Source organism: Bacteroides mucinivorans (assembly GCF_034654355.2).
Taxonomy (GTDB): Bacteria; Bacteroidota; Bacteroidia; order Bacteroidales; family Bacteroidaceae; genus Bacteroides; species Bacteroides nordii.
This window is the reverse complement of the sequence record NZ_CP178179.1, coordinates 3,302,082-3,326,398: the sequence shown is the minus strand read 5'-3', so window position 1 is coordinate 3,326,398 and position 24,317 is coordinate 3,302,082. Positions and strand designations below refer to the sequence as shown.

Below are 24,317 nucleotides of genomic sequence, written 5' to 3'. Positions count from 1 at the left end.
TTTAAATATTAAGATTTAATAGTTATATATAAAATGGATATAGAAAAATTTGTAAAGCGATATCAAAAAGAGAATGCATCCTTTAAAAAGAAGTTGATCTTTCATTTAGGGAATTCAGGAGCCGGTTTTTATTCGGAATATAACAGTATGATTTATGCCATGGTTTATTGTTACTATTATAAGATTCAGTTTCGGATTTATTCAAAAAGAACAATTCTTTTTAATTATGAAGGATATTCTAAGATATTCAAAATTTTTCATAGAGAAAATACGAATTTTTTTCATCGCTATTTTAATAAACGGTTTTCTGACTATCATTCAAATGAACGTTGTCTTTCTATTAATTTAAAAGAAAAGAGTCTGCTATTAGGTGAATTGTTGTATAAACTAATTACAGGCAGATATTTAACGCAAGATATCTTTAGAACTTCTCGTTCTAAGTCATTTGTAGGAAAGGATTTTGATTTTCCAACTTTGGGTTTAAAAGGTGATTTTAGAGAAATTGCATTCGGCTTTGTTAGTTCATTTTATAAGTTCAATGAGGAATATGAAAATAAAATTGAGAATTTAACGGAACAGTTGGAATTACCTCAAGATTATATAGCCATGCATATTCGGGGAGGAGATAAGATTATTGAACATGATTTATATGGAGAAGATGAGTATATACAGATAGCTGAGCGTGAGTCAAACTTAAAAGTTGCTTATGTACTTACTGATGATTATTCAATATATGAATCATTGACAAAAAGATATCCGTTATGGCGTTTTTATACTTTGGCCTCTAATACGGAAACCGGATATGATAATTCAAAATTTCAATCTTCAGAATTTGCTGCTGTGGATAAACAAATGCTGAATCTGTATGCAAGTGTTGAAATTATAAGAAAATCAAAGCTTTTTATAGGTACGTGTAGCTCAAATGTAGGGGCTTTTGTCGGTATGGCTATGCCAGAGGACAGAGTGAGATACATTGATACGGATAAGTGGCACATTCAATGATAAATTCCGATAACCAGACTTCCAGTAAGCGAATTGCAAAGAATACGATGATGCTATACATCAGAATGTTCATTATGCTGTTTATTGGACTGTATGCATCCCGGGTGATTATTAATATATTGGGGATACAGGACTATGGATTATATGAGGTTATTGGAGGTATTGTCGCCATGTTTGGTTTTGTAAATTCGTCTATGGCAACTGCTACGTCACGCTTTCTAACTTATGAATTGGGTAAAAAAGATTTTGATATCAATAAATTAAGAAAGGTTTTTCACGTAAGTTTAACAATTCATATATTCATTGCGTTTCTGATATTAATTTTGGGCGAAACGATAGGCCTTTGGTTTGTATGTAATAAGATACAGATGGCACCCGGAAAATTGATTGCAGGAATCTTTGTTTATCAGAGTGTCTTGTTTTCCTTAATTATAACGATTATCAATGTACCATACAATGCTTCTATCATATCTCATGAACGAATGGATGCGTATGCATACATTGGGATTATTGATGCTACTTTGAAAGTTTTAATTCTTTTTCTGCTTCCTATTTTACCTTTTGATAAATTGATATCATACTCTATTGCGTATTTACTCATACAATGCGTTTTACAATGTTTGTATATAGTCTATTGTAGAAGGAAATTTGATGAAACAAGTTTCAGATTAGATTTTGATAAAGAGATAATGAAAGGGATCTTGCCATTCTTAGGTTGGAATTTAGCGAAAGAATTTGGAGGTGTATGTTCTAATCAGGGATTGAATGTTTTGCTTAATTTATTTTATGGTCCATCTGTTAATGCTGCTCGTGGAATAATGTTTCAGGTTCAACAGGCAGTTGCTAAATGTTGTATTAATTTTCAAGTGGCGGTTAATCCTCAGATTATCAAGTCGTATGCATCAGATGATTTAAGTTATATGCAGAAACTCGTTTATACGAGTTCTAAATTTGCTTTTTTTTTATTATTTATTTTGGCGCTTCCTATATGGTTTGAGATAGAGAGCATACTTACCTGGTGGATAAAGACAGTTCCTGATTATACGGCTATATTTATACGTATTATGCTGTTTGAGGCTATATTCAGTGTAATGTCTAATCCGCTAACCGTTTCCGTAATGGCTACAGGCAGGATAAAAAATTTCCAAATTGTTATGACTATTACGTCATTGCTGATTCTTCCTATATCATACATATTCTTGTCTTTTGGTGGAAAGGCTGAAGTGGTATTTGTTATTAATGTTGTCTTTTCATTCATATCTTATATTATAAAAATATACTTTGTATATTCTATCCTTCATTTTTCTTTGAGAAACTATGTTTCTCAAGTTCTTCTTCGGATATTATGGCCTTTTATGCTCTGTGTGTTGTTTACTTCTTTAGTTTATATATACTTTCAAACATTGCCTTACAGAACTATTGTGGTCTTTGTGACTTCATTCTCAGTGTCTCTTATTGCAATTTATTGTTTTGGAATAACAAGTCCCGAAAGAGATTTTGTTAACAGATTAATCAAAAAGTATGCATGGCAGTTATAGATTTAGAGTGAATAAAATCAATAGATTGTTCATTATTTTTTTCTCCTTTTTCTTATCTTCTCTAAGTGGAATTGTGTTAATGGATTTTCTGGGCTTTCCTTTTAAGGCTGTTGAGGTCTTATTGTTGATTTTTTTATTCTATCATAGAAAACGCATTTTCTTACCGATTATGGTGCAAATGCAGTTTATAATAATCGGGCTCTTGTTATATGGATTAGGAATGTTTTGGCATGATTCTGAATTGGGAGAATTATTATCGTCATTACGATATTATTTCTTCTTCGTAATCGGTTTTATGCTATTTAGATATAGCGATCTTTTATCTATGAAAGATATTGCATGGTGTGCCTTTTTTACGACAGTTTTTGAATTATTGGCCGGTTTGGTATTGATTAATAAAATTCAAAACTTGAATTCTATTAATGAAGATATACCAATGGTAAATAATGCCAACTTTATCTTGATTGGAATTTTAATATCTTGCTCATTACTGGTAAAATCGAAAATACAAATGCTTGTTCTTCTATGTATTGCATTGACAGCCTCTTTCCTGTCAATAACACGTGGGATATTATTATATGCAATTGTTGCACTGATTTTTTCATTTTTTGCTTTATGCACTATATATAAATCTTATTTTAAGTTATTGTTCATCTTTGTTTTTCTATTTTTAATAGGCATTTTTGCATATAATAATTTAGAAGATGAAATACTCCAAACGTCACCGTCTATGCATCACCGTCTGTATACTAAGGTGGATCCTTCTAATAATGATGCATCTGGAGACCAAACCCGGATCTATCATCTGATGTATATTCTTAAGCATCCAGGTCAAAGTCTTATTCCTCATGGCTTTCCGGTTTGGAAAGGACTTCCACGTTTTAAAAAAACGAATTGGACTCAATCTTCTATATCAGATTGTAGCTTAGCTGCTCTGGTATATACTTTTGGTTTTTTTGTTTTTATTTTGATATACAAGTACTTGAGAATCTTTTTCAGATATTGGTGTTTGTTTCTTCGGAATAAAGAGCCTGAACTATATATGTTGCTAATCGTTTTAAGTCTTTTTCCACTCTATTTTGTATTTGGCTATGGATTGATTGAAGATGTTAGTAAAGTTTTTTCATGTGGAATGGTTTTGGGAGTCGTAAAGAGAAAATTGTATATATATAGCAATAAATAGTGAAAGCTCTATTTAATCATGTGCTATTATGAAATTATTATTATTTATTGATTCTTTGGGTTCTGGCGGTGCTCAACGTCAATTAACTACTATTGCTCCTTTACTCAAACAACAAGGAATAGATGTTGAGGTATTGTGCTATTGTCGGAATGAATTTTTTGCCCATGCATTATTAGAAAATGGCATTCCTATTCATTGGATTACTCTGAAGAATTATTTAATACGTATTTTGAAAATACGTGACTTTATACGTAAAGGAAACTATAATGCAGTTATTTCATTTTTGGATACACCTGATTTATTGAATTGTATAGCGGCTATTGGTGGGCATAGCTGGAAAGTGATAACAAGTGAGCGCAGTGCAAAAGAGGAAAATTTTCATACGCTTAGAGGGAAACTAATAGGGTGGATGAAGGGATATTCGGATGCGATTGTTTGTAACTCGGAGAATGCCCGGAATCTATGGCTGAAGTATTATCCTTACTATAGAGATAAATTGGAGGTAATATACAATATAGTAACTCTTCCTGAAATAACCTCCACTTATATACCTCGTAAAGACGGGAAAATTCATATAGTTGTGGCAGCCAGTTATCAGTATTTAAAGAATCCTATCAATGTGATTGAAGCGGTGAACTTGTTAGATGAAGATCTGAAAGAAAAATTGAAGATAGACTGGTATGGGCGAAAAGAAGCTACGGATAGCGATACCCGAGCTTTTGATGATGCTTGTTTTTTAAGAAAAAAATATTGTCTTCAGAATATATTCAGATTGAATGAGGCAGTCAGTGATGTTGTAAATAGAATGCATGAAGCTGATGTGGTAGGGCTATTCAGCCGACTTGAAGGATTACCCAATGTAATTTGTGAGGCAATGTTGCTATCTAAGCCTGTGGTAATGAGTAGAGTTTCTGATTATCAGACGTTGGTGGATAGTAATAATGGTGTATTATGTGACTGGAACGATGTTTTTTCTATTAAGGAAGCGTTGGAGATTTTACTTGAGTGTTCGGAAGAAGAATTGGTCTCTTTGGGAAAGAATTCAAATAAAAAAGCAGAAATATTATTTGGAAAAGAGAAAATTACAAATCAATGGATAAAAGCCATTCAAATATAGAACAATTTCGTGTTTCTTAATGTGCTGAAAATATGCTGATCAGAACAATTTTATTTAGGCTTCTATATTTTAAAAATATCTTGTTTATGCGAGGTGTGAAATTTAATGGATTTACAATCATTTTCTCATTTAAAAACTCGCGAATAGAAATAGGTAATGGAAGTATTATAAACTCTTCTCCGGTAAGCAATATGTTAGGTCTTTACCAAAGAACGATAATTGTTGCTCGTTATGGTGGCAAAATATCTATAGGAGAGAAATGTGGTATTTCGGGTTCTACAATCTATGCGATGTCAAATATATCGATTGGGAATAACTGTCAGATTGGAGCTAACTGCAAAATTATAGATAATGATTTTCATCCTTTAGAAAAAGAAGTAAGGCGAAGAAGCGTGGATGAAAGATATATTCGTAAAAAGGACGTTGTCATAGGGAATGATTGTTTTATTGGGATGAATAGTATTGTATTGAAAGGTACTGTATTGGGAGACGGAGTAATCGTTGGGGCCGGTAGTGTTGTATCGGGAACTTTCCCGGATAATGTAATAATAGGAGGAAATCCTGCGAGAGTGATAAGATGAAAAATAGGAAGAGCGTTATATTCTTATCTCCCTTGTTTCCTACAGGAGGAATTACAAGTTGGACAAAAAATATGCTGGACTATATTCAACAGGCTGAAATACAAGATGTTTACCATGTAGACGGTTCTGTTAAATTTAAAAATCCCAATAATGCAATTCATCCACTTTACAGGGTGGTAAGTGGAATAGTGGATACTATACATATCTTTTATTTGTTAGTTAAGAATTGCTTTAAATACCATCCTGCTGTGATTCATATAGCTACCTCGGGTTCACTTTCTCTATGTAAAGATGTGTTTTATCTTATTATAGCCAAGTGTTTTAGGGCGAAATGTATTTTTCATTATCGTTTTGGCCGGATACCGGAATTAAGTGAGCGCAAAAACTGGGAATGGAACTTGTTATGCTTTAATATGAAACATGCATACCGGATTATTGTTATAGATGCTCCTTCCTATAAGGCTTTATGTGATACCGGGTTTGAAAGTAAAACAAGACTCATAGGTAATCCTTGTTCGCCTAAAGTAGCTTTGTTGGCAAATCAAGATGTGGAAGAGAAGCAAAAAAATCATTATGTTTTTGTAGGGCAGATAATAAGGACTAAAGGGGTATATGAATTATTAGATGCTTTTTCTCAATTGAGAAATGAGTCTCATTTGACTATGATAGGTCCTTATGATGAAAAAATAAAGAATGATTTGTTGACTATTTCCCAACGGAGAGAGGGTGACTGGTTTTGTCTCTTGGGTAATCAACCATCGGAGGTAGTGCTTGAATATATGAGCAAGGCCGATGCTCTCATACTACCATCTTATACAGAGGGATTCCCCAATGTAGTACTTGAAGCGATGGCGATGGGTTGTCCGGTGTTGGCTACTCCGGTAGGAGCCATTCGGGATATGATAGATGCGGATAGTGAACAGGCTGCCGGGATATGCTTTGAAGCAAAATCGGCAGATGCAATAATAGAAGTGCTTGATAAGTTTTCCGGTGTTGATAATCACCTTGATTATGCTATTAACGGAAAGAGAAAAGTGCTGGCATGCTATACCATGAAATCGATATTCTCACAATATCAAAAGGTGTGGTATGAGAGATAAATTCTAATAGAATCAGACTGTTTTTGATGAAAATTTCTTTAGTTACCGTAACTTTTAATAGTTACCGAACTCTTCGTGATACCATTCAATCTGTTTTATCTCAAATTTATCTGGATATTGAATATATTATTGTAGATGGCTGTTCTCAAGATAAAACCATTGATATAATAAAAGAGTATGAACCTTTGTTTCATGGCCGACTAAAATGGATTAGTGAGAAGGATAATGGACTTTATGATGCCATGAATAAAGGTATCCGGATGGCTACAGGAGATATTATCGGCATTATTAATTCTGATGATTTTTATCATAGGAGAGATATTATAATGAAGGTTGCTGAAGCCTTTAAAAATAGTGATATACGAGCTGTTTATGGAGATGTGCGTTTTGTAAATCCTCAGAATTTAGATAAAACAGTGCGTTATTACTCTTCTAAGAGGTTTACTCCTGAGATGTTTCGATTTGGTTTTATGCCTGCTCATCCCACTTTTTTTACTTATCGAAAATATTTTGAAGAGTTTGGTTACTATAAGACTGATTATAAAATAGCTGCTGATTATGAGCTCCTTATTCGTTTCTTGTATGTACATCAATTGAAAAGTCAATATTTACCATTCGATTTTATGAAAATGCGTACAGGGGGTACCAGTACCGCATCTATAAGAAGCAATATTTTATTGAATAAAGAGATAGTCAGAGCTTGTAAAGAAAATGGTATTTGGACTTGCATGCCACTTTTATTCTTGAAGTATTTAGTGAAAGTATTTGAGTTGTTATTTGTAAAAGAATGAATATACTTATTACCGGTGCTCATGGTTTTGTGGGTTCCAATCTTATTATGGCTTTAAAAGATCATTATACTCTTTACGGCCTTGATATCATTGCTCCCGAGAAAGAGGGAGTGATGAAAACTTTTCTTTGGAAAGAGATAGAAGCATCTTGTTCCTTATTTCAAAAACTACCTCAATTTGATGCTATCATTCATCTTGCGGGTAAAGCTCATGACACAAAAAAACAATCAATAGCTCAGTCTTATTTTGATATCAACACAGGTTTGACTCAAAAGATCTTTGATTTTTTTCTGAAGTCATCAGCTAAGAAATTCATTTTCTTCAGTTCTGTAAAAGCTGCTGCCGATAGCGTAGTAGGGGATATACTCACCGAGGATGTTATTCCAACTCCGGTTGGTCCTTATGGAGAAAGCAAGATTAAGGCGGAAGAGTACATTCTTAATAAATTGACAGTTGACAATGGACAGTTGACAGTTGATGGTGAACAATTGACAGTTGCTATGCAGCATGATAGCGCAGCTAATTGTCAATTGTCCACTGTCAACTGTCAATTAAACAAGCAGGTTTATATATTAAGACCTTGCATGATACATGGGCCGGGGAATAAAGGGAATCTGAATTTGCTTTATAATGTGGTGAAGAAAGGCATTCCGTGGCCTTTGGGAGCTTTCGAGAATCGCCGTTCGTTTACTTCGATTGATAATCTTTGCTATGTGGTAGAAGGGTTGTTGACGAAGGATGTTCCGGGAGGTATCTATCATATGGGGGATGATGAAGCGATGTCTACTAATGAGTTGATAGCTACTATGTGTGAGGTGATGGGAAAGAAACCGCATATTTGGAAGATGAATAAAGGTTTGATGGAAGGATGTGCCGGGATTGGTACTTTACTTCATTTGCCATTGAATACAGAACGTCTGCGGAAGTTAACAGAAAATTATGTAGTTAGTAATGACAAGATAAAAAGGGCACTGGGCATTGATAAAATGCCTGTTACTGCAAAAGAAGGATTAATAAAAACTATTTGTTCATTTATAAACTGACAATGTTATTATGATACTATACTGACATATTTATTCAAGCTGTTTTAAGTTCTCATCAATTTCTCTGAATTTTTTTTCTGATTCCCATTTATTTAGTTGTGTTAATTGAGTTTTTGCTATTTGACATAATTGTTCAAAACGTTTATGTTTGGGAATAGATAATTTGATTAATTCAGAATTGAATGATTCGAGATTAGATAAAACTACAAGTTCATTAATGCTTGCCATATCTCTGATATTTAATCCTTTCGATGCGTGCTGAGGATTAAAATCTCGCCATTCGGACGCTGTACAGCCCCATATTGCCACATTTAGTAAATCTGCTTCTTCGGCATATATAATCCATTGAGAATCTTTTAGAATCTGAGATTTAGGTATAATATAATCCTTTATTGCATCTGTATGCAATTGATAATTTGTTTTGGATAGGATACGTTTTATTTTCCATTCCAATTTTAATGGATTATTTTCTATTGTTTTTAAACGTTGATATTCTTTTATAAGATATAGCTTGAAGGTAGGATTAAACCATGAACAAAATTCTAACGCTATATCTTTGTGGGCATATGTACCACCATTTCTGCCGGATTTTGATATGATTCCAATAGCATTTGTTGCTTCGATCCATTTTTTAGGAGTCATATTAAATCTATTGAATCCTGCTTGATTTAAAAAGGTGTCGAATTCGACACCTTTAAAGTGGGGATTGTTTAAAATTTCCCAAGTACCTAAAAATTCTATTGTATTTTTATTACGCATCCAATTGCGTATATGGTCTTCACCCTCTTTATCTTTAATAATATCTGTTAAACAGAAATAATCTTCTTTGCCCGATTCTATTGAAATAGAAATCTCCAAATGATTAACATTTATTTTTTTTATAGGGCTCATATTTATTCTTTTAGTTTATGACAAAGGTAATAATTATTAATTCAATTCATTCATTTGGGAATATGTATTTTTTTGTTCTTTTTGTTGTTCTATTAATTATAGAACTTTTTTATTTTCATATCGCCGATAAATACAATATCATTGACAAACCCAATGAGCGCAGTTCACATACCCGGATCACTTTACGGGGTGGGGGAGTTATCTTCTATTTTGGCGTATTGGCTTATTTCCTTACGAATCATTTTGAATATCCCTGGTTCATGCTTGCCTTGACTCTGATCACCTTTATCAGCTTTATAGATGATATCTGTTCTACCTCTCAGGCATTACGATTAGTGTTTCATTTTTCTGCTATGGCTTTGATGTTCTATCAGTGGGGATTATTCTCTCTTCCCTGGTGGACAATCTTTGTAGCGTTAATCATTTGTACGGGTATTATCAATGTTTACAACTTTATGGATGGTATTAATGGTATCACAGGCGGATACTCTTTGATTGTTTTAGTAGCTCTCGCCTATATAAATAAAGAGATTATTCCTTTTGTAGAACAGGATTTGATTCTTACTATCCTTTGTTCCGTACTGGTTTTTAATTTCTTTAATTTCCGAAAGCGTGCAAAGTGTTTTGCCGGTGATGTAGGTTCTGTTAGTATAGCATTTATCGTTTTGTTTCTTATCGGTAAGCTGATAATCAAGACGGAGGATTTCAGTTGGATTATACTATTAGTAGTGTATGGGGTAGATAGTGTACTTACCATTATTCATCGTCTGATGCTTCATGAGAATATTGGATTACCTCATCGGAAACATCTGTATCAGATTATGGCAAATGAACTGAAGGTACCTCATGTGGTAGTTTCTTTTGTATATATGGTGATACAAGCATTGGTAATAGTGGGTTATTTCTATTTCCAGGTGTATGGCTACTGGTATTTATTGAGCAGTATTTTGGTATTAAGTATTCTATATGTCTTGTTTATGCATAAATACTTTTACCTGTATTTTTCTTCCAACTAACTGATAATTATCCCTCTACAAACTTTCTGAGAGAAACAGCTTTACCTCCCTCTTTTTCGTTTGCCACCCGATAATAAACTCTCATCTTTGCAATGTTGATCAACGAAACGTGTGAATGAAAAAAACGATTAGTAACATTAAAAAGAGGAGGTAATTATGCCTTTATTTTACAGAGCGGTGCAATCACCGATGGCCAACAAAGCGGGAGCTAAGTTATGGCATCTTAATCTGGTTAAAACCGGAGCAGCAGTAACTACTCAGCAATTGGCTGAGGTAATAGCTGAGAAATCATCCCTTACCCCGGGTGATGTACAGAATGTGGTACGTAACCTGATGTCGGCGATGCGGGAACAACTTCTGAACAGCCGTACGGTACGTTTGGATGGCTTGGGAACATTTACAATGAAAGCCCGTACGCAGGGCCGGGGAGTAGAGAGTGCCGATAAGGTAAACCCGAATCAGATAACAGCTTTGAAGTGCCAGTTTACGGCTGAGTATACTCGCCCGGCAGCTATTGGTACCACACGTGCCCTGTTGCAAGGTGTACAGTTTGTACATGCTGATTTGCTGAAGAGCATGACCGAGGGAGGAAACCCTGGTGGTGAGGGTGAGGGGGAAGATCCTTCTATTTAGTTGAAAGCTTAGAGAGTTGAAAGTTGAAAATTGAGAGTTGAAAGTTGGCTGCGCGGCACTTGATACGTTATTAAAATGGGAGGAAAATGAAAAAGACGATTTGGAATACGATTTTGAAAGTGGTTATAGCTGTGGCAAGTGCCTTGGCTGGTGTATTTGGCGGACAGGCTATGATGGCTTAGCGGACAAATAGATATAAATAAGAGATCGCCCGGTTCATTCTTAGGAGTGAATCGGGCGATTTTTGTTTTAAGATAATCAAGATATTTGCGTTAGCTTTGCTCTACACCAATCATTGTTAATTGTATGCGTTTTCGCTCATTATCTACGCTCATAACTTTCACCATAACTTGCTGATGAATAGATACTACTTCTGTGGGATCGGAAATGAAGCGTTCGGCTAATTGCGAGAGGTGCACCAGTCCGTTCTCTTTGATACCTATATCTACAAAAGCGCCAAAGTTGGTAATATTACCAACAATTCCCGGAAGTATCATTCCTTCACGGAGGTCATTGATGGTACGTACATTCTTATCAAATTCAAAGGCTTTGATCGTCTGGCGTGGATCACGTCCCGGCTTTTCAAGCTCCTGCATGATGTCCTGCAGAGTAGGCATACCCACTGTTGGAGTGACGTAAGCTGATACATTGATTTTGCTGCGTAACTCTTTATTGGTAATCAATTCAGCAACACTGCATTTCATATCTTTAGCCATTTGCTCTACGATGCAATAACTTTCGGGATGTACGGCTGTATTGTCCAAAGGATTCTTGGCTTGTGGAATACGGAGGAAGCCGGCACATTGTTCAAATGCTTTTGCACCCATGCGGGGAACTTTCATTAATGCTTTACGTGAATCGAAAGCACCGTTTTCGGCACGATAGTTCACTATATTTTGTGCCAACTGTGGTCCTAATCCGGAGATATAGGTCAACAGATGACTACTGGCTGTATTGAGATTAACGCCTACCAGGTTTACACAATTCTCTACTGTCTGATCAAGTGCTTTTTTTAGTTTGGTTTGGTCTACATCGTGCTGATACTGTCCCACACCGATGGATTTCGGATCAATTTTTACCAGTTCGGCAAGCGGATCCATTAATCGGCGTCCTATTGAAACGGCACCACGTACGGTTACGTCATATTCGGGGAACTCATCACGGGCTATTTTAGAAGCTGAATAGATGGAAGCACCTTGCTCACTGACAACAAATACCTGTAAAGGACGGTCGAACTGCTGGGTGGTAACAAAGAATTCCGTTTCCCGGCTGGCTGTACCGTTTCCGATGGCGATGGCATCTATTTGATAGGCTTCTACCATTTTACGTAGCTTGGCTGCCGCCTCTTTCTTCTTATCTACAGGTGGATGAGGATAGATATTTTCATTATGCAGCAGATTGCCCTGTGCATCCATACATACTACCTTACATCCTGTACGGAATCCGGGATCTATACCCAATACCCGTTTCTGCCCCAATGGCGGGGCAAGGAGCAATTGGCGAAGATTCTCGGCAAATACGCGAATCGCTTCTTCGTCAGCTTTCTCCTTTGTCATGGCGGCAAATTCGGTTTCGATGGAGGGCTTTAGCAGTCGTTTGTAAGAGTCTTGTACCGCTTCTGCTACTTGTCGGGCGCATTCGTTATTGCTACGAACGAACTGGCGTTCGAGCCTCTCGATGCATTCCTCGTCATCCGGGGTAATAGATACCTTTAGCAAACCTTCTGCTTCGGCACGGCGGATGGCTAATAACCGATGCGAAGTGCAACGTTTTAATGGTTCGGAAAAATCAAAGTAGTCGCGGTATTTTGCAGCTTCCTCTTCTTTGCCTTTCACCACTTTGGCACTGATTATAGCCTGACGATTGAATTGGTTACGTATAGCATTACGGGCACGTTCGTCTTCATTAACCTGCTCGGCTATAATATCGCGCGCACCTTTCAAGGCATCTTCCACGTCTTTCACGTCTCCTTTTACAAAGGCGGCAGCTTTAGCATCAAGATTATTTTCGCGTTGTAGCATCAATACCATTGCGAGGGGTTCAAGCCCTTTTTGGCGGGCGGCTTCCGCTCTGGTTTTACGTTTGGGCTTATAGGGGAGGTAGATGTCTTCCAATTCGGTAGTATCCCAGGTGCCTTCAATACGTTTTTGCAGTTCGGCAGTCAGTTTGCCCTGTTCGTTGATAGTGGTAAGAATGGTTTCTTTACGTTTGACTATCTCACAGAGTTTGTCGTACTGGGTTTTTATGTTTTCTACCTGTACCTCATCCAGGCCTCCTGTAGCTTCTTTACGATAACGGCTGATAAAAGGAATGGTAGCGCCGTCTTTTAGTAGATTCAAAGTGTTACTGACCTGCTTCTCTGATATATTCAAAGCAGCAGAAATCATCTTGTGAAATAATTCCATAAATGTTTTTATAATGATTCGCTGACAAATGTACATATTAATCTCCTATTAATTGCCAACTTTTAGTATATTTGCGGCAACAAAAAAAACGCGTATATATAAATATGTTGCCATATATCCGATATGTCTTTTCCTTCCTCCTTCCCATTGTTTTTCTTTGGCCAGTGGTGGGCTATGCAGCTCAGGATACCCGGTCTATTCTGATTATTTGCTCTTATAATCCGGCCGCTCATCAGACTTCGGTAACCATCTCTGATTTCATGGATGAATATACAAAATGCGGTGGCAAGTACAATATTGAGATTGAGAATATGAACTGTAAAAGTTTCTCGGAGGCTCCTCAGTGGAAGGGAATGATGCATCAGATACTTTCTAAATATACGGGTATTCAACGGCCGGAGCTTATTATCTTATTGGGGCAGGAGGCATGGGCGTCTTATTTATCACAGGAAGACTCATTGGTGGCACAAATACCGGCTATGTGTAGTTTGACCAGCCGTAATGCAGTGATTTTGCCGGAAGATACAATCAACCTGAAAGAATGGATGCCGGAGTCTGTAGATTTCTTTTCCGATGATCTTGGACACCATAAAGTGAAGGCGGGATTTGTTTACGAATATGATATTGAAGGTAATATTCAATTACTTAAACACTTCTATCCCAATACACGTCATATCGCTTTCATATCCGATAATACGTATGGAGGAGTTGCCATGCAGGCACTTGTGAGAGAAAAAATGAAGAAGTTCCCGGAGATGGATTTGATATTGTTGGACGGGCGTTCCAATACAATTTATACGATACTGGATCAGTTTCAGAAGTTACCTGAAAATACGGCGGTCATGGTGGGTACCTGGCGTGTGGATATGAATGAGAGCTATTTTATGCGTAATGCCACTTATATGATGATGGAGGCTAATCCTACGGTACCTGCTTTTACTCCGGCTTCCATTGGACTGGGGTATTGGGCTGTAGGCGGGGTAATTCCTGCTTATCGCTCTTTTGGTCGTGAAATGGCTCGTGAAGCTATTCGTATGCTTGACAATCCGAAAGATACGGTCAGTCATGTAGAGATAGTAGGCAGTAAAGCTGTGCTTGACTATAAAAAAGTGAAGGATTTGAAACTGGATATAAAATCTCTTCCTTTTCGTGTTGAAATAGTTGGTAGGCCTGTATCATTCTATCAGGAATATATGTATCAGATATGGGCGGCAATCAGCATATTTGTAATATTGGCAGGAGGACTGATCATTTCACTCTTTTTCTATTTCAGAACAAAGCGTTTGAAGGACGACTTGCAAAGATCGGAAGTAGATTTGCGTGAAGCCAAAGATCGTGCCGAAGAATCCAATCGGCTGAAGAGTGCCTTCTTGGCCAATATGAGCCATGAGATACGTACTCCGCTGAATGCTATTGTGGGCTTTTCGGATGTGTTGACCGCCGAAGGAAGTTCTGACGAAGATAGAAAGGGGTATTCGGAAATTATTAAATCCAATTCAGACCTGTTGCTTCGATTAATAAATGATATACTTGATCTCTCCCGGCTCGATGCAGACAGGGTGAGGATGACGAAAGAACCTTGTGATGTAGTTCAGTTGTGCCGGCAGGTATTGACTTCAGTAAATTTTTCCCGTAAATCCAATAATAAGTTTGTGTTCACCAGTAAGTATGAGGATTTTGTAATCAATACGGACGTACAGCGGTTGCAGCAAGTTATTATTAATCTGCTTTCCAATTCTGCTAAATTTACACAAGATGGTGTTATTACTTTGGACTTTTCGGTGGATGAAGGGCGGAAATTAGCCTTTTTCTCTGTGACTGATACTGGTTGCGGCATTCCAAAGGAGAAACAAAAGTTAGTATTTGAACGCTTTGAAAAATTAGACGAATATGCACAAGGGACAGGATTGGGATTGTCCATCTGTAAACTTACTGTTGAGAAATGGGGTGGTGAGATATGGGTGGATCCGGACTATACCGAAGGAGCCCGTTTTGTATTTTCAATGCCGGTAGAATGAGTTTGTAAAATAACTCTATTTCCTTATTACATTAAATAGACATTATGAAAAGATTTATTTCTATTTGTACCTTGCTGTTATGCTTTATGTTGGCGTTGCCGGCACAAGAGCGTGAGGTGAAATTGAAAATTGTACAGACCAGTGATGTACATGGTAATTATTATCCCTATAATTTCATTACTCAGAAAGAATGGGGAGGAAGTCTGGCGCGTATTTATGCATTGGTGCAGAAGGAGCGTGAGACTTACAAAGATAATCTTATTCTGCTTGATAACGGTGATATATTGCAAGGCCAGCCTACCGCTTATTATTATAATTATATAGATACGGTTTCTCCTCATCTCTGTGCCGAAATGATGAACTATATGAAGTATGATGCCGGTAATATGGGAAATCATGATGTAGAAACCGGTCGTGGCGTTTTTGATCGTTGGATTGGCGAATGCAATTTTCCTGTGCTTGGTGCAAACATTATTGATACTGCCACTGGTGAAACTCATCTGAAACCCTATAAAGTATTAGAACGGGACGGAGTTAAAATAGTAGTATTGGGCATGATTACTTCTGCTATTCCTGCATGGCTTTCTGAAAATCTGTGGCAGGGACTTCGCTTCGATGATATGGAGCAAACGGCACAGAAATGGATGAAGATTATCCGTGAGAAAGAGAATCCGGATATTGTAGTCGGGCTTTTCCATGCCGGGCAGGATGCTTTTCGTATGTCTGGCAAGTACAATGAGAATGCATCACTGAATGTGGCAAAAAATGTTCCCGGTTTTGATATTGTATTGATGGGGCATGATCATGCCCGTGAGTGTAAAAAGATTATGAACGTTGCGGGGGATTCTGTGTTGGTTATTGATCCGGCCAGTAATGGAATTGTAGTTTCCAATGTGGATGTGACGGTAAAACTGAAAGATGGTAAAGTGCAGAGCAAGCAGATTGAAGGAGTGCTTACTCCCACAGAAGACTATGGTATCAGTGAGGATTTTATAAAAGAATTTGCTCCTCAGTATAATGCAGTAGAGCAGTTTGTATCAAAAAAAATAGGTACTTTTACTGAAGATATATCTACCCGTCCGGCCTATTTTGGTCCTTCGGCTTTTATTGATTTTATTCATTCCCTGCAACTTGATATATCTGGTGCTGATATTTCTTTTACTGCTCCGCTGTCATTTGATGCCGAGATTAAAAAAGGTGATATTCATGTCAGCGATATGTTCAATTTATATAAGTATGAGAATATGCTTTATGTGATGACACTTTCCGGCAGGGAGATAAAAGACGTTCTTGAAGCTTCTTATTATATGTGGACTAATCAGATGAAATCTCCCAATGATCATCTGTTGTGGTTTAAGAAGAAACGTCGTGAAGGAGCAGAAGATCGTGCTTCGTTTCAGAACTTCAGCTTTAATTTTGATTCTGCTGCGGGCATCATTTATACAGTAGATGTTACGAAACCTCAAGGGGAAAAAGTGACGATTATCAGTATGGCAGACGGTACTCCTTTCAGCATGGATAAGATTTATAAGGTTGCTCTCAACTCTTATCGTGGCAATGGGGGAGGTGAACTGCTGACAAAAGGTGCAGGTATCCCTCAGAATGAGTTGAAAGACCGTATTATCTTTTCCACAGATAAAGATTTACGCTACTATCTGATGAATTACATTGAGAAGAAAGGTACGCTCGATCCTCGTGCTTTGAATCAGTGGAAGTTTATTCCAGAAGATTGGACGGTGCCGGCTGCAGAGAGAGATTATAAAAGACTGTTTAAATAGTGGTAAGTGATTAGTGATAAGTGATTAGTTCCATGCGGACTATAGTGTAGTTGTTAATCACTACTCACCTGCTCACTAATCACTAATCACTAATCACTACTCACTAATTATTCTTGTTGTGTCTGAAAATTTAATTCTTATATCCGGTAGTAAAGAAGAGCAATATTCTTCTTTGTTGCCACAAATAAAGTCTCTTGTTGAAGGAGAGACCGATTTAATAGCCAACTTGGCTAATGTTACTGCTGCTTTGAAGGAGGCGTTTCACTTCTTCTGGGTTGGGTTTTATCTGGTGAAGGAGAATGAGTTGGTGCTTGCTCCTTTTCAGGGACCTATTGCTTGTACACGCATTCGTAAGGGGAGAGGGGTTTGTGGTACTGCCTGGCAGGAGAAGCAGACACTGATTGTACCTGATGTAGATGCTTTTCCGGGACATATAGCCTGTAGCTCTCTGTCTCGTTCGGAAATTGTAGTGCCGTTGCTAAAAGATGGTGAGGTGTGGGGAGTACTCGATATTGATAGTGAGCAACTGAGTACTTTTGATGAAACGGATAGGAAGTATCTCGAAGAACTTTGTACCTATTTGTAGATGATTTGTTAAATACATCCCCTTTTTATTTAAAAGTCTTTGAGATAATGCTTATCTTTGCACCTCAATTTTAAAATAAAGAGACTATAACAGGTGAGACGTGTAAAAAGAGTTCTATCATCCCTTCTGTTGCTGACGCTATTTACCGTGTATCAGGCAGGCATTACGATGTTTACCCATGTACACTACGTCAATGGTGTCATGATAGTTCACTCTCACCCCAGTCATGGCAAACACACCCACACTAAAACCGAGATTGTTGTAATTAACCGTTTATCTTCTTTCCATTCACTGGAAGCTGATATACCGGTCAATGTAATAGATCCTGTACGTCCGTTACTTTTCTACGTGGAAGTACAGCCGGAGATTCCTGTTGTGTCAGGAATGCATTTGCGGGTACTTTCTCTTCGTGCTCCGCCTGTAATCCGGGCTTGAAAATGATAATTTAATAGTTTGCTGTAGAAGATACGTTCAGTGTATCTTTGTTGTTGATTATTAAATTATTACTCTTTTTTTTCTTTATTCATTATATATAATATTGTAATTTCAGAATGAAAAAAAATATCATCCTGCTTATGCTTCTATGCCTGAGCATGATTACTTATGCCGTCAATCCTATCAAGGAAGGCAATATGATTTCCGGTCACGTTATTGTGAAAGGAACCGAAGAGAATGTTCCTTATGCCACTGTACGTGTGGTTAGTTATAATGGTGGTACTGTTCCCGAAAAGCTTCGTACATCCGGTGCTGTCTCTAATGATGAAGGGCAGTTTGAGTTTCGTAACCTTGCTCCGGGTAAATATACACTGCGGGTACAAGCTATGGGCTATAAAAGTCAGGAGAAGACAGTGGCTGTGAGTAAAGACTTTACGGCTGTTCTTCATTTCCAATTGGAGGAAGAGAGCTTCATGACTGATGAAGTAGTGGTTTCTGCCAATCGTAATGAGGTCAGCCGCCGGGAAGCTCCTGTAGTAGTTAATGTGATGAGTGCAAAGCTATTTGAAACGGTAAACTCTACTGATCTTGCTAAGTCGCTGAATTATCAGTCGGGACTTCGTGTGGAGAATAACTGTCAGAATTGTGGCTTTCCACAGGTACGTATCAATGGTTTGGAAGGTCCGTACTCCCAGATTTTGATAAACAGCCGTCCGGTTATTAGTGCTCTCTCCGGGGTATACGGGTTGGAACAGATTCCAGTGAATATGGTAGAACGTGTAGAGATAGTGCGTGGTGGTGGATCGGCTTTATTTGGTGCCAATGCCGTAGGAGGTACTATCAATATTATCACGAAAGACCCTGTCAGTAACTCTTTCCAGGTATCCAGCATGATGTCAAATATGAATGGTAAATCCTGGGAACAATATATGGGTGGCAATGTTTCTCTTGTTGCCAAAGATAATACGTATGGCATTGCTTTGTATGAGACGTATCGTAACCGTAACCCTTATGATGCCGATGGTGATGGATTTTCCGAATTGGGCAAACTGAATATGAATACTTTTGGACTCCGTGCTTACTATCGTCCTTCGTACAATAGCCGTATCAATATTGAATATCACACTACCAATGAGTTTCGCCGTGGCGGAAACAAATTTAATCTTCAACCACATGAAACCGATATAACTGAACAGACCAAACATATTATTAATAGTGGTGGATTGAGCTATGATCACTATTGGAATGAAGCAAAACATAAAATGTCTTTATACGGTTCTATCCAGCACACTGATCGTAACAGCTATTATGGTGCTCAGAAGAATCTCAATGCGTATGGTAAAACAGATGATCTTACCTGGGTACTGGGTGGCATGTATGTGGGGCAGATGAATAATTGCCTTTTCGCTCCGGCCACTTTTACCGGTGGTTTTGAATATCAGGATAATGCTTTACATGATGTCATGACCGGGTATCACCGAGATATGAAACAAAATGTGCGCATAGCCGGTACTTTTATTCAGAATGAATGGCGTATGAGACAGCTCACGATGCTCGTTGGCTTGCGTATGGATAAGCACAACCTGATTGATAAACTGATTTTCAGTCCCCGTGTCAATCTGCTTTATAAGCCGATGGATAATCTTCAGGCGCGCCTCACATATTCTACCGGTTTCCGTGCTCCACAGGCTTATGACGAAGATCTTCATGTGACGGCCGTAGGAGGTGAAGGTATTCAGATCAAACTGGCAGATAATTTGCGTGAAGAACGTTCTAATAGTTACAGCGGCTCTGTGGACTGGACATTGCCTATTGGGCATTGGCAGGCAAATATATTGTTGGAAGGCTTCTACACCGATCTGCGTCATGTGTTTACACTGGCAGATATTGGTGAAGATGAAAACGGAGATATGATAAAAGAACGTCGTAATGCTCATGGTGCACGTGTTTATGGTGCAAATCTTGATGCGAAGATTGCTCATGGGCGTGAAGCTCAATTCCAGTTAGGTTTTACGGCACAGCGTAGCCGTTATACTCATGATGTGGTATGGCGTGACGCAGTAGAAGAAGAGGGGGTGCCTGCACTGACTACCCGGCGTATGCCCCGTACTCCCGATTATTACGGATACTTTACTTTTACCTCTGCACCTACCAAGCACTTTGACTTTTCTCTGTCAGGTACTTATACCGGAAAGATGATTGTACCCCATATGGCAGGTTATATCCCCGAAGATCGTATGGAACACACTCCTCAATTCTTCGATCTTAATCTGAAACTGAACTATACTTTTATACTACACGACCATATTAAACTGCAACTGAATGGTGGTGTACAAAACATATTCAATAGCTTTCAAAAAGATCTTGATAAAGGAGAACTTCGTGATTCGGGTTATTTCTATGGCCCTACACAGCCCAGAACCTATTTTATCGGTATTAAGATCATGAACTGATTATACAGTCTGTAAATGCAGAATGAATGCCATGCGAAATAAAAACGTATGGCATTTTTTGATTTATAATTGTTCTATTTTTCGCTTTATTCGATATATAGACTAATATGAATGGAAATAATATATATATTTGCGAAAAAGATACGATAAAATGGAGAATGAAGTAATTCCACAAGTGAATATATCCTCTGTGCAGGGATTACGGAGGATTGATTTTATAGATAATGATTTTGCCATATTCGATGATGTTTCGGATGTTCCTATGGATGAGTTTCCTAACCGTATTAATGCTGCTGTGATAGCCGTTTGCCTTACCGGGTCGGGAAAGGTAGGAGTTAACCTGAGAGAGTTTGAAGTAACTGCCGGAACTTTGCTAATGACTCTTCCTGAACAAATAATTCAAAGCTTGGGTGTCAGTGACGATTTCAGTGCTATTTATATCGCTGTTTCCCCTCAGTTTATAGACAGGACTTTTACGCAGATGAAAGAGTTGCTTTCTTTTATGTTTTATATCAAAGAGCATCCCTGTATACCTTTGAGCAAGACCGAGCAGGACTGCATGTTGGAGTATCACTCTTTCTTATGGAAGAAGGTGAAAATGAAAGATAATATATTCCGTAAGGAGATAGCCAAAGGTATCCTTTCGGCTATGTTTTATGATCTTTATAACTTCTGCCGCAAGCATATGCCTATTGATGAGATTCGTCCCAAGACACGTAAGGAAGAACTCTTTGAGAAATTTATGCGTGAAGTGTCTGCCTGTTACAAAATGGAGCGTTCCGTAATATTCTATGCCAATAAGTTGTGCCTTACTCCTAAACATCTTTCCGGAGTAGTGAAAGAAGTGAGTGGCAAAACGGCAGGTGAATGGATTGATAATTTTGTGATTCTTGAAGCACGCGCTTTGCTTAAATCCTCAGAAATGAGTATACAGGAGATAGCCGAATATCTTCATTTTGCCAATCAGTCTTTCTTTGGCAAGTATTTTAAGCACTACGTTGGGATGTCTCCCAAAGAGTACAGACGAAGTTGAGGGAGGATTTTTATAATACTCCCGACCGTACCCGGCTTAGTGTCTCGGGGGTCATTAATAAATAAGAGGCTATGTGCGATAGTGGTGCCCGTTTGATAATTTCCGGATGATGCTCGAGTAGCAGGTTATAGCGTTCACGTGCTGTTTCAAAGCGCCAGGAATCTGCCTTTACCTGTGAAACGATAAGGGAATATTCCAGTATCTTTCGATAGAACATATTGATTTCCGGTGATGTTTCTACCAATCTTTGCAACGCATTGTAGGGAAAGAGGAAGAGGGTAGATTGTTCCAGTGCCTCTACTATCAGTCGGGTAGGTTCTTGTTTAAGCAGACTCTCAATACACATCACGATACAGCCTTCGTACGAAAAATGCTCAGTAACATCTTTTCCGTTTTTGTAATAGAACTGGCGAAGCATCCCTTTTCCGACGAAGATTAAATCATGAGAAACTTGCCCTTCATTTAGCACAATTTCTCCCTTATTACTTTCTTTGCGTATCAGGACTTCTGCCAACAGTTCGCGCCCCTCTTTACTCATTTCCGGAAATCGGGAATTTACAACAGCATCTACTGTTTCTTTTAATAGATCCATAACGTGTTCTGATAAGTAGTAATTGATAATATTTGCAAAAATACAAAATCGGTTGACATAAATCAATGAATCGGGCGGAAAAGATAGTTTGTTTTATTGAAGTGCCCCCATTAAGTTGAATCTGTTAACAATCATATCGCTTGTATAACTTAGTGAGGGCATTTCGGTGGATACACATATCCTTTTATTAAAATGTATTATTTAATACGTTCGAAATAAGGCAGACGTTCTAATGGAACTTCTATTTCAATTGTTTTCGGACCTTTTAACTTCTTACCCATATCATCACGCCATTCACCTTTAGGTAGTTTTACAGTCCTATGAGTTCCTTTTGTTACCATAGGAGCTACCATATATTTATTGCCTAACATGAACTGATCATGACAATCGGCAAATCCCTGATGCGGAAATGCATATTCCAAGTGTTGTACAATGGGGTCACCTGTGTGAGAAGCATGTATAGCTACTTGCAAAATATAACTTCCCATCTGTTCATGGAATTGAGCAAATTTACGGCATATATCCAGATGTTTCTTGTCAAGAATGCGCCAGGGAGCTACTGAGAACTGCATCATTGGCATGAATGCATGAATCTGACAAGAACGCACAATCAATTCCTGATCGAATTTATCGGTATCAATATTCAAAAATGAACCGAACTCTCCACCACCGATCATATCAGGGCAGGTATAAGCATGCCCTAATAAACCAGCCGCTATCATATCAGGAATTAACAACGAGGAAGCATGCCAGGAATAAGATTTATCACCCAAACGCTGTACAATTGCCTGACCACCCAACTTGAATGAAGTACGGAATTCATTATACGGAAACTTTAATCCCAGTTCTGCCCACTTTTGAGAAAAAGTACATGCATTGGCAGTCGGATCATGAAAGGCATATTCGCCTGTAAAATGGTTTACATCACCTGCATCAAATTTATAACCGTCAATTCCGTATTTTCTTTGAGCAGTAAGCAACTGTTCTTCCAGATAAGAAGCTGCCTCCGGATTTGTCATATCATAACAAGCACTCACGCCATTCCACCAATGTATCATAGCCGGTGTGATACCGTCTTTTTCCTTTACCAAATACCCTTTTTTTGCCAACAAACGATACTCGGGACTATCTGCAGAGAGAAAGGGCGCTATCCATAACATTACCTTGAATCCCTGTTTATGCAGACGGTCGATCATTCCTGCTGCATCCGGAAACTTTTCTGGCTTAAATTCAAAATTACCATAATATTTCTGCCAGTTATCATCTATCATAAAGATACCTGTTGGAAAGTCATTAGCCAATATATCTTGGGCATATTTTTCTATGTCAATCTGATTCTGGTTGTACATCAACTCAATCCATGTATTATACTGCGGTTTGGAGAAGAATATTTCTTCCGGTATTTTCTGGGAAGGTGGAAAGTGTTGAGCCGAAGCACTCAGATAAGCATCCTTTAGTGTCTTTCCGGCAGAAACAGCATTTAGTTTTTCATAATCAGAACTAAGAAGTAGTGTGTCATTTTGCAATCGGAAGCGGAAAGGCTGTTCGCTCCAGATATAACGGCCCTCGGAAGATAATATCAGCGGAACAATCTGGTTGTTCAGGTTCTTTTTACTCAAATCGTACCATTCTGTTGTTGAAGTAAAAGGCATATGACTACCCAGCGCAACCAAACCACCCCACCATTTTTCACCTTTCAATGGTGCTACGGCTGTTTCATACTGCTGTGCTATGACAGAAACAGCAGAACATAAGATCAAAATACTAATAAATGCTTTCTTCATAATATTATGTTAATTATTTAAGTTGGGATATATTTTGAAATGACTTTTCTTTTCGTGCTTTGGCCTCTTATTTTTATAAAGAGACGGTTGATGGTTAGAATACTCATTGCAATATTAAGAATAATATGATAATTAACAATTGAAGAGTCTGGTTGAATTTTTCAAATATAAGATTGTCAGCTTATACCTGATTTGGTTTCTATCTTCTCATAGATACCCAACCTGAATATTTTATGCTTTATAACATAAAAAACGAATGAGTATTTTTTCCTCCGATTGCCTCTTTGTATAATATAAACGAGATTTCATAAAACCTTAGTTAAACAATTAAAATCTTA

The 24,317-nt window shown here is 37.8% G+C and carries 21 protein-coding genes; 17 read left to right on the top strand and 4 right to left on the bottom strand.

Annotated elements, in window-relative coordinates:
• Positions 1–33 precede the first annotated feature (33 nt).
• The 8 genes from VCM39_RS12715 (at position 34) to VCM39_RS12680 (ending at position 8,355) form a co-directional block, all read left to right on the top strand.
• On the top strand, positions 34–1,002 hold the full coding sequence (locus VCM39_RS12715; RefSeq protein WP_322932531.1) for a hypothetical protein: 969 nt from the start codon (positions 34–36) through the stop codon (positions 1,000–1,002).
• Complete coding sequence (locus VCM39_RS12710; RefSeq protein ID WP_322932532.1) at positions 999–2,540, top strand: hypothetical protein; 1,542 nt, start codon at positions 999–1,001, stop codon at positions 2,538–2,540. The genes VCM39_RS12715 and VCM39_RS12710 overlap by 4 nt, the downstream gene beginning before the upstream one ends.
• Positions 2,524–3,723: a hypothetical protein gene (locus tag VCM39_RS12705; RefSeq protein ID WP_322932533.1), complete on the top strand. Its 1,200-nt coding sequence runs from the start codon at positions 2,524–2,526 to the stop codon at positions 3,721–3,723. The genes VCM39_RS12710 and VCM39_RS12705 overlap by 17 nt, the downstream gene beginning before the upstream one ends.
• Before the next feature lie 28 nt (positions 3,724–3,751).
• Positions 3,752–4,840 (top strand): glycosyltransferase, encoded by a 1,089-nt coding sequence (locus VCM39_RS12700; protein ID WP_322932534.1) that lies wholly within the window; start codon positions 3,752–3,754, stop codon positions 4,838–4,840.
• A gap of 86 nt (positions 4,841–4,926) precedes the next feature.
• On the top strand, positions 4,927–5,421 hold the full coding sequence (locus VCM39_RS12695; RefSeq protein ID WP_289293282.1) for an acyltransferase: 495 nt from the start codon (positions 4,927–4,929) through the stop codon (positions 5,419–5,421).
• Positions 5,418–6,521: a glycosyltransferase gene (locus VCM39_RS12690; RefSeq protein ID WP_322932535.1), complete on the top strand. Its 1,104-nt coding sequence runs from the start codon at positions 5,418–5,420 to the stop codon at positions 6,519–6,521. The genes VCM39_RS12695 and VCM39_RS12690 overlap by 4 nt, the downstream gene beginning before the upstream one ends.
• A gap of 26 nt (positions 6,522–6,547) precedes the next feature.
• Positions 6,548–7,312 (top strand): glycosyltransferase family 2 protein, encoded by a 765-nt coding sequence (locus VCM39_RS12685; RefSeq protein ID WP_322932536.1) that lies wholly within the window; start codon positions 6,548–6,550, stop codon positions 7,310–7,312.
• Positions 7,309–8,355, top strand: coding sequence for an NAD-dependent epimerase/dehydratase family protein (locus tag VCM39_RS12680; protein ID WP_322932537.1), 1,047 nt, complete (start codon positions 7,309–7,311; stop codon positions 8,353–8,355). The genes VCM39_RS12685 and VCM39_RS12680 overlap by 4 nt, the downstream gene beginning before the upstream one ends.
• Before the next feature lie 30 nt (positions 8,356–8,385).
• Here VCM39_RS12680 and VCM39_RS12675 read toward each other — a convergent pair whose 3' ends face one another.
• On the bottom strand, positions 8,386–9,246 hold the full coding sequence (locus tag VCM39_RS12675; RefSeq protein ID WP_322932538.1) for a KilA-N domain-containing protein: 861 nt from the start codon (positions 9,244–9,246) through the stop codon (positions 8,386–8,388).
• A gap of 62 nt (positions 9,247–9,308) precedes the next feature.
• Between VCM39_RS12675 and VCM39_RS12670 the strand changes: the two genes are divergently transcribed.
• The 3 genes from VCM39_RS12670 to VCM39_RS12660 all read left to right on the top strand — a co-directional run bounded on the left by VCM39_RS12670 (position 9,309) and on the right by VCM39_RS12660 (position 11,077).
• Complete coding sequence (locus tag VCM39_RS12670) at positions 9,309–10,262, top strand: glycosyltransferase family 4 protein (RefSeq protein ID WP_323673965.1); 954 nt, start codon at positions 9,309–9,311, stop codon at positions 10,260–10,262.
• A 156-nt stretch (positions 10,263–10,418) separates the two neighbouring features.
• On the top strand, positions 10,419–10,895 hold the full coding sequence (locus VCM39_RS12665; RefSeq protein ID WP_221649001.1) for an HU family DNA-binding protein: 477 nt from the start codon (positions 10,419–10,421) through the stop codon (positions 10,893–10,895).
• A gap of 86 nt (positions 10,896–10,981) precedes the next feature.
• Entirely contained in the window at positions 10,982–11,077 is a 96-nt protein-coding gene (locus tag VCM39_RS12660) for a smalltalk protein (protein ID WP_002560793.1), read from the top strand.
• Positions 11,078–11,167: 90 nt separating this feature from the next.
• Here VCM39_RS12660 and VCM39_RS12655 read toward each other — a convergent pair whose 3' ends face one another.
• The gene (locus tag VCM39_RS12655) at positions 11,168–13,300 is read right to left on the bottom strand and encodes a Tex family protein (protein ID WP_221649000.1); all 2,133 of its coding nucleotides are present in this window, start codon (positions 13,298–13,300) and stop codon (positions 11,168–11,170) included.
• Between the two features lie 104 nt (positions 13,301–13,404).
• On the opposite strand from VCM39_RS12655, the gene VCM39_RS12650 reads away from it, so the two are divergent.
• From VCM39_RS12650 to VCM39_RS12625, 6 genes are all read left to right on the top strand, one after another.
• Positions 13,405–15,318, top strand: a complete 1,914-nt coding sequence (locus VCM39_RS12650; RefSeq protein ID WP_221648999.1) for a sensor histidine kinase — start codon at positions 13,405–13,407, stop codon at positions 15,316–15,318.
• A gap of 44 nt (positions 15,319–15,362) precedes the next feature.
• Complete coding sequence (locus tag VCM39_RS12645; RefSeq protein ID WP_322932540.1) at positions 15,363–17,096, top strand: bifunctional metallophosphatase/5'-nucleotidase; 1,734 nt, start codon at positions 15,363–15,365, stop codon at positions 17,094–17,096.
• A gap of 118 nt (positions 17,097–17,214) precedes the next feature.
• The gene (locus tag VCM39_RS12640) at positions 17,215–17,682 is read left to right on the top strand and encodes a GAF domain-containing protein (RefSeq protein WP_002560789.1); all 468 of its coding nucleotides are present in this window, start codon (positions 17,215–17,217) and stop codon (positions 17,680–17,682) included.
• Between the two features lie 93 nt (positions 17,683–17,775).
• Entirely contained in the window at positions 17,776–18,117 is a 342-nt protein-coding gene (locus tag VCM39_RS12635; protein WP_322932541.1) for a hypothetical protein, read from the top strand.
• 116 nt (positions 18,118–18,233) lie between these two features.
• Positions 18,234–20,570: a TonB-dependent receptor gene (locus tag VCM39_RS12630; protein WP_221648996.1), complete on the top strand. Its 2,337-nt coding sequence runs from the start codon at positions 18,234–18,236 to the stop codon at positions 20,568–20,570.
• Between the two features lie 151 nt (positions 20,571–20,721).
• Positions 20,722–21,603, top strand: coding sequence for a helix-turn-helix domain-containing protein (locus tag VCM39_RS12625; RefSeq protein ID WP_221648995.1), 882 nt, complete (start codon positions 20,722–20,724; stop codon positions 21,601–21,603).
• A gap of 10 nt (positions 21,604–21,613) precedes the next feature.
• Here VCM39_RS12625 and VCM39_RS12620 read toward each other — a convergent pair whose 3' ends face one another.
• Together VCM39_RS12620 and VCM39_RS12615 are read right to left on the bottom strand one after the other, a co-directional pair.
• The gene (locus tag VCM39_RS12620) at positions 21,614–22,195 is read right to left on the bottom strand and encodes a Crp/Fnr family transcriptional regulator (RefSeq protein WP_256143468.1); all 582 of its coding nucleotides are present in this window, start codon (positions 22,193–22,195) and stop codon (positions 21,614–21,616) included.
• Positions 22,196–22,392: 197 nt separating this feature from the next.
• Positions 22,393–23,979 carry a glycoside hydrolase family 31 protein gene (locus tag VCM39_RS12615; protein WP_322932542.1) on the bottom strand — a complete coding sequence of 529 codons (1,587 nt, stop codon included), beginning with the start codon at positions 23,977–23,979 and terminating at the stop codon, positions 22,393–22,395.
• Positions 23,980–24,317 lie beyond the last annotated feature (338 nt).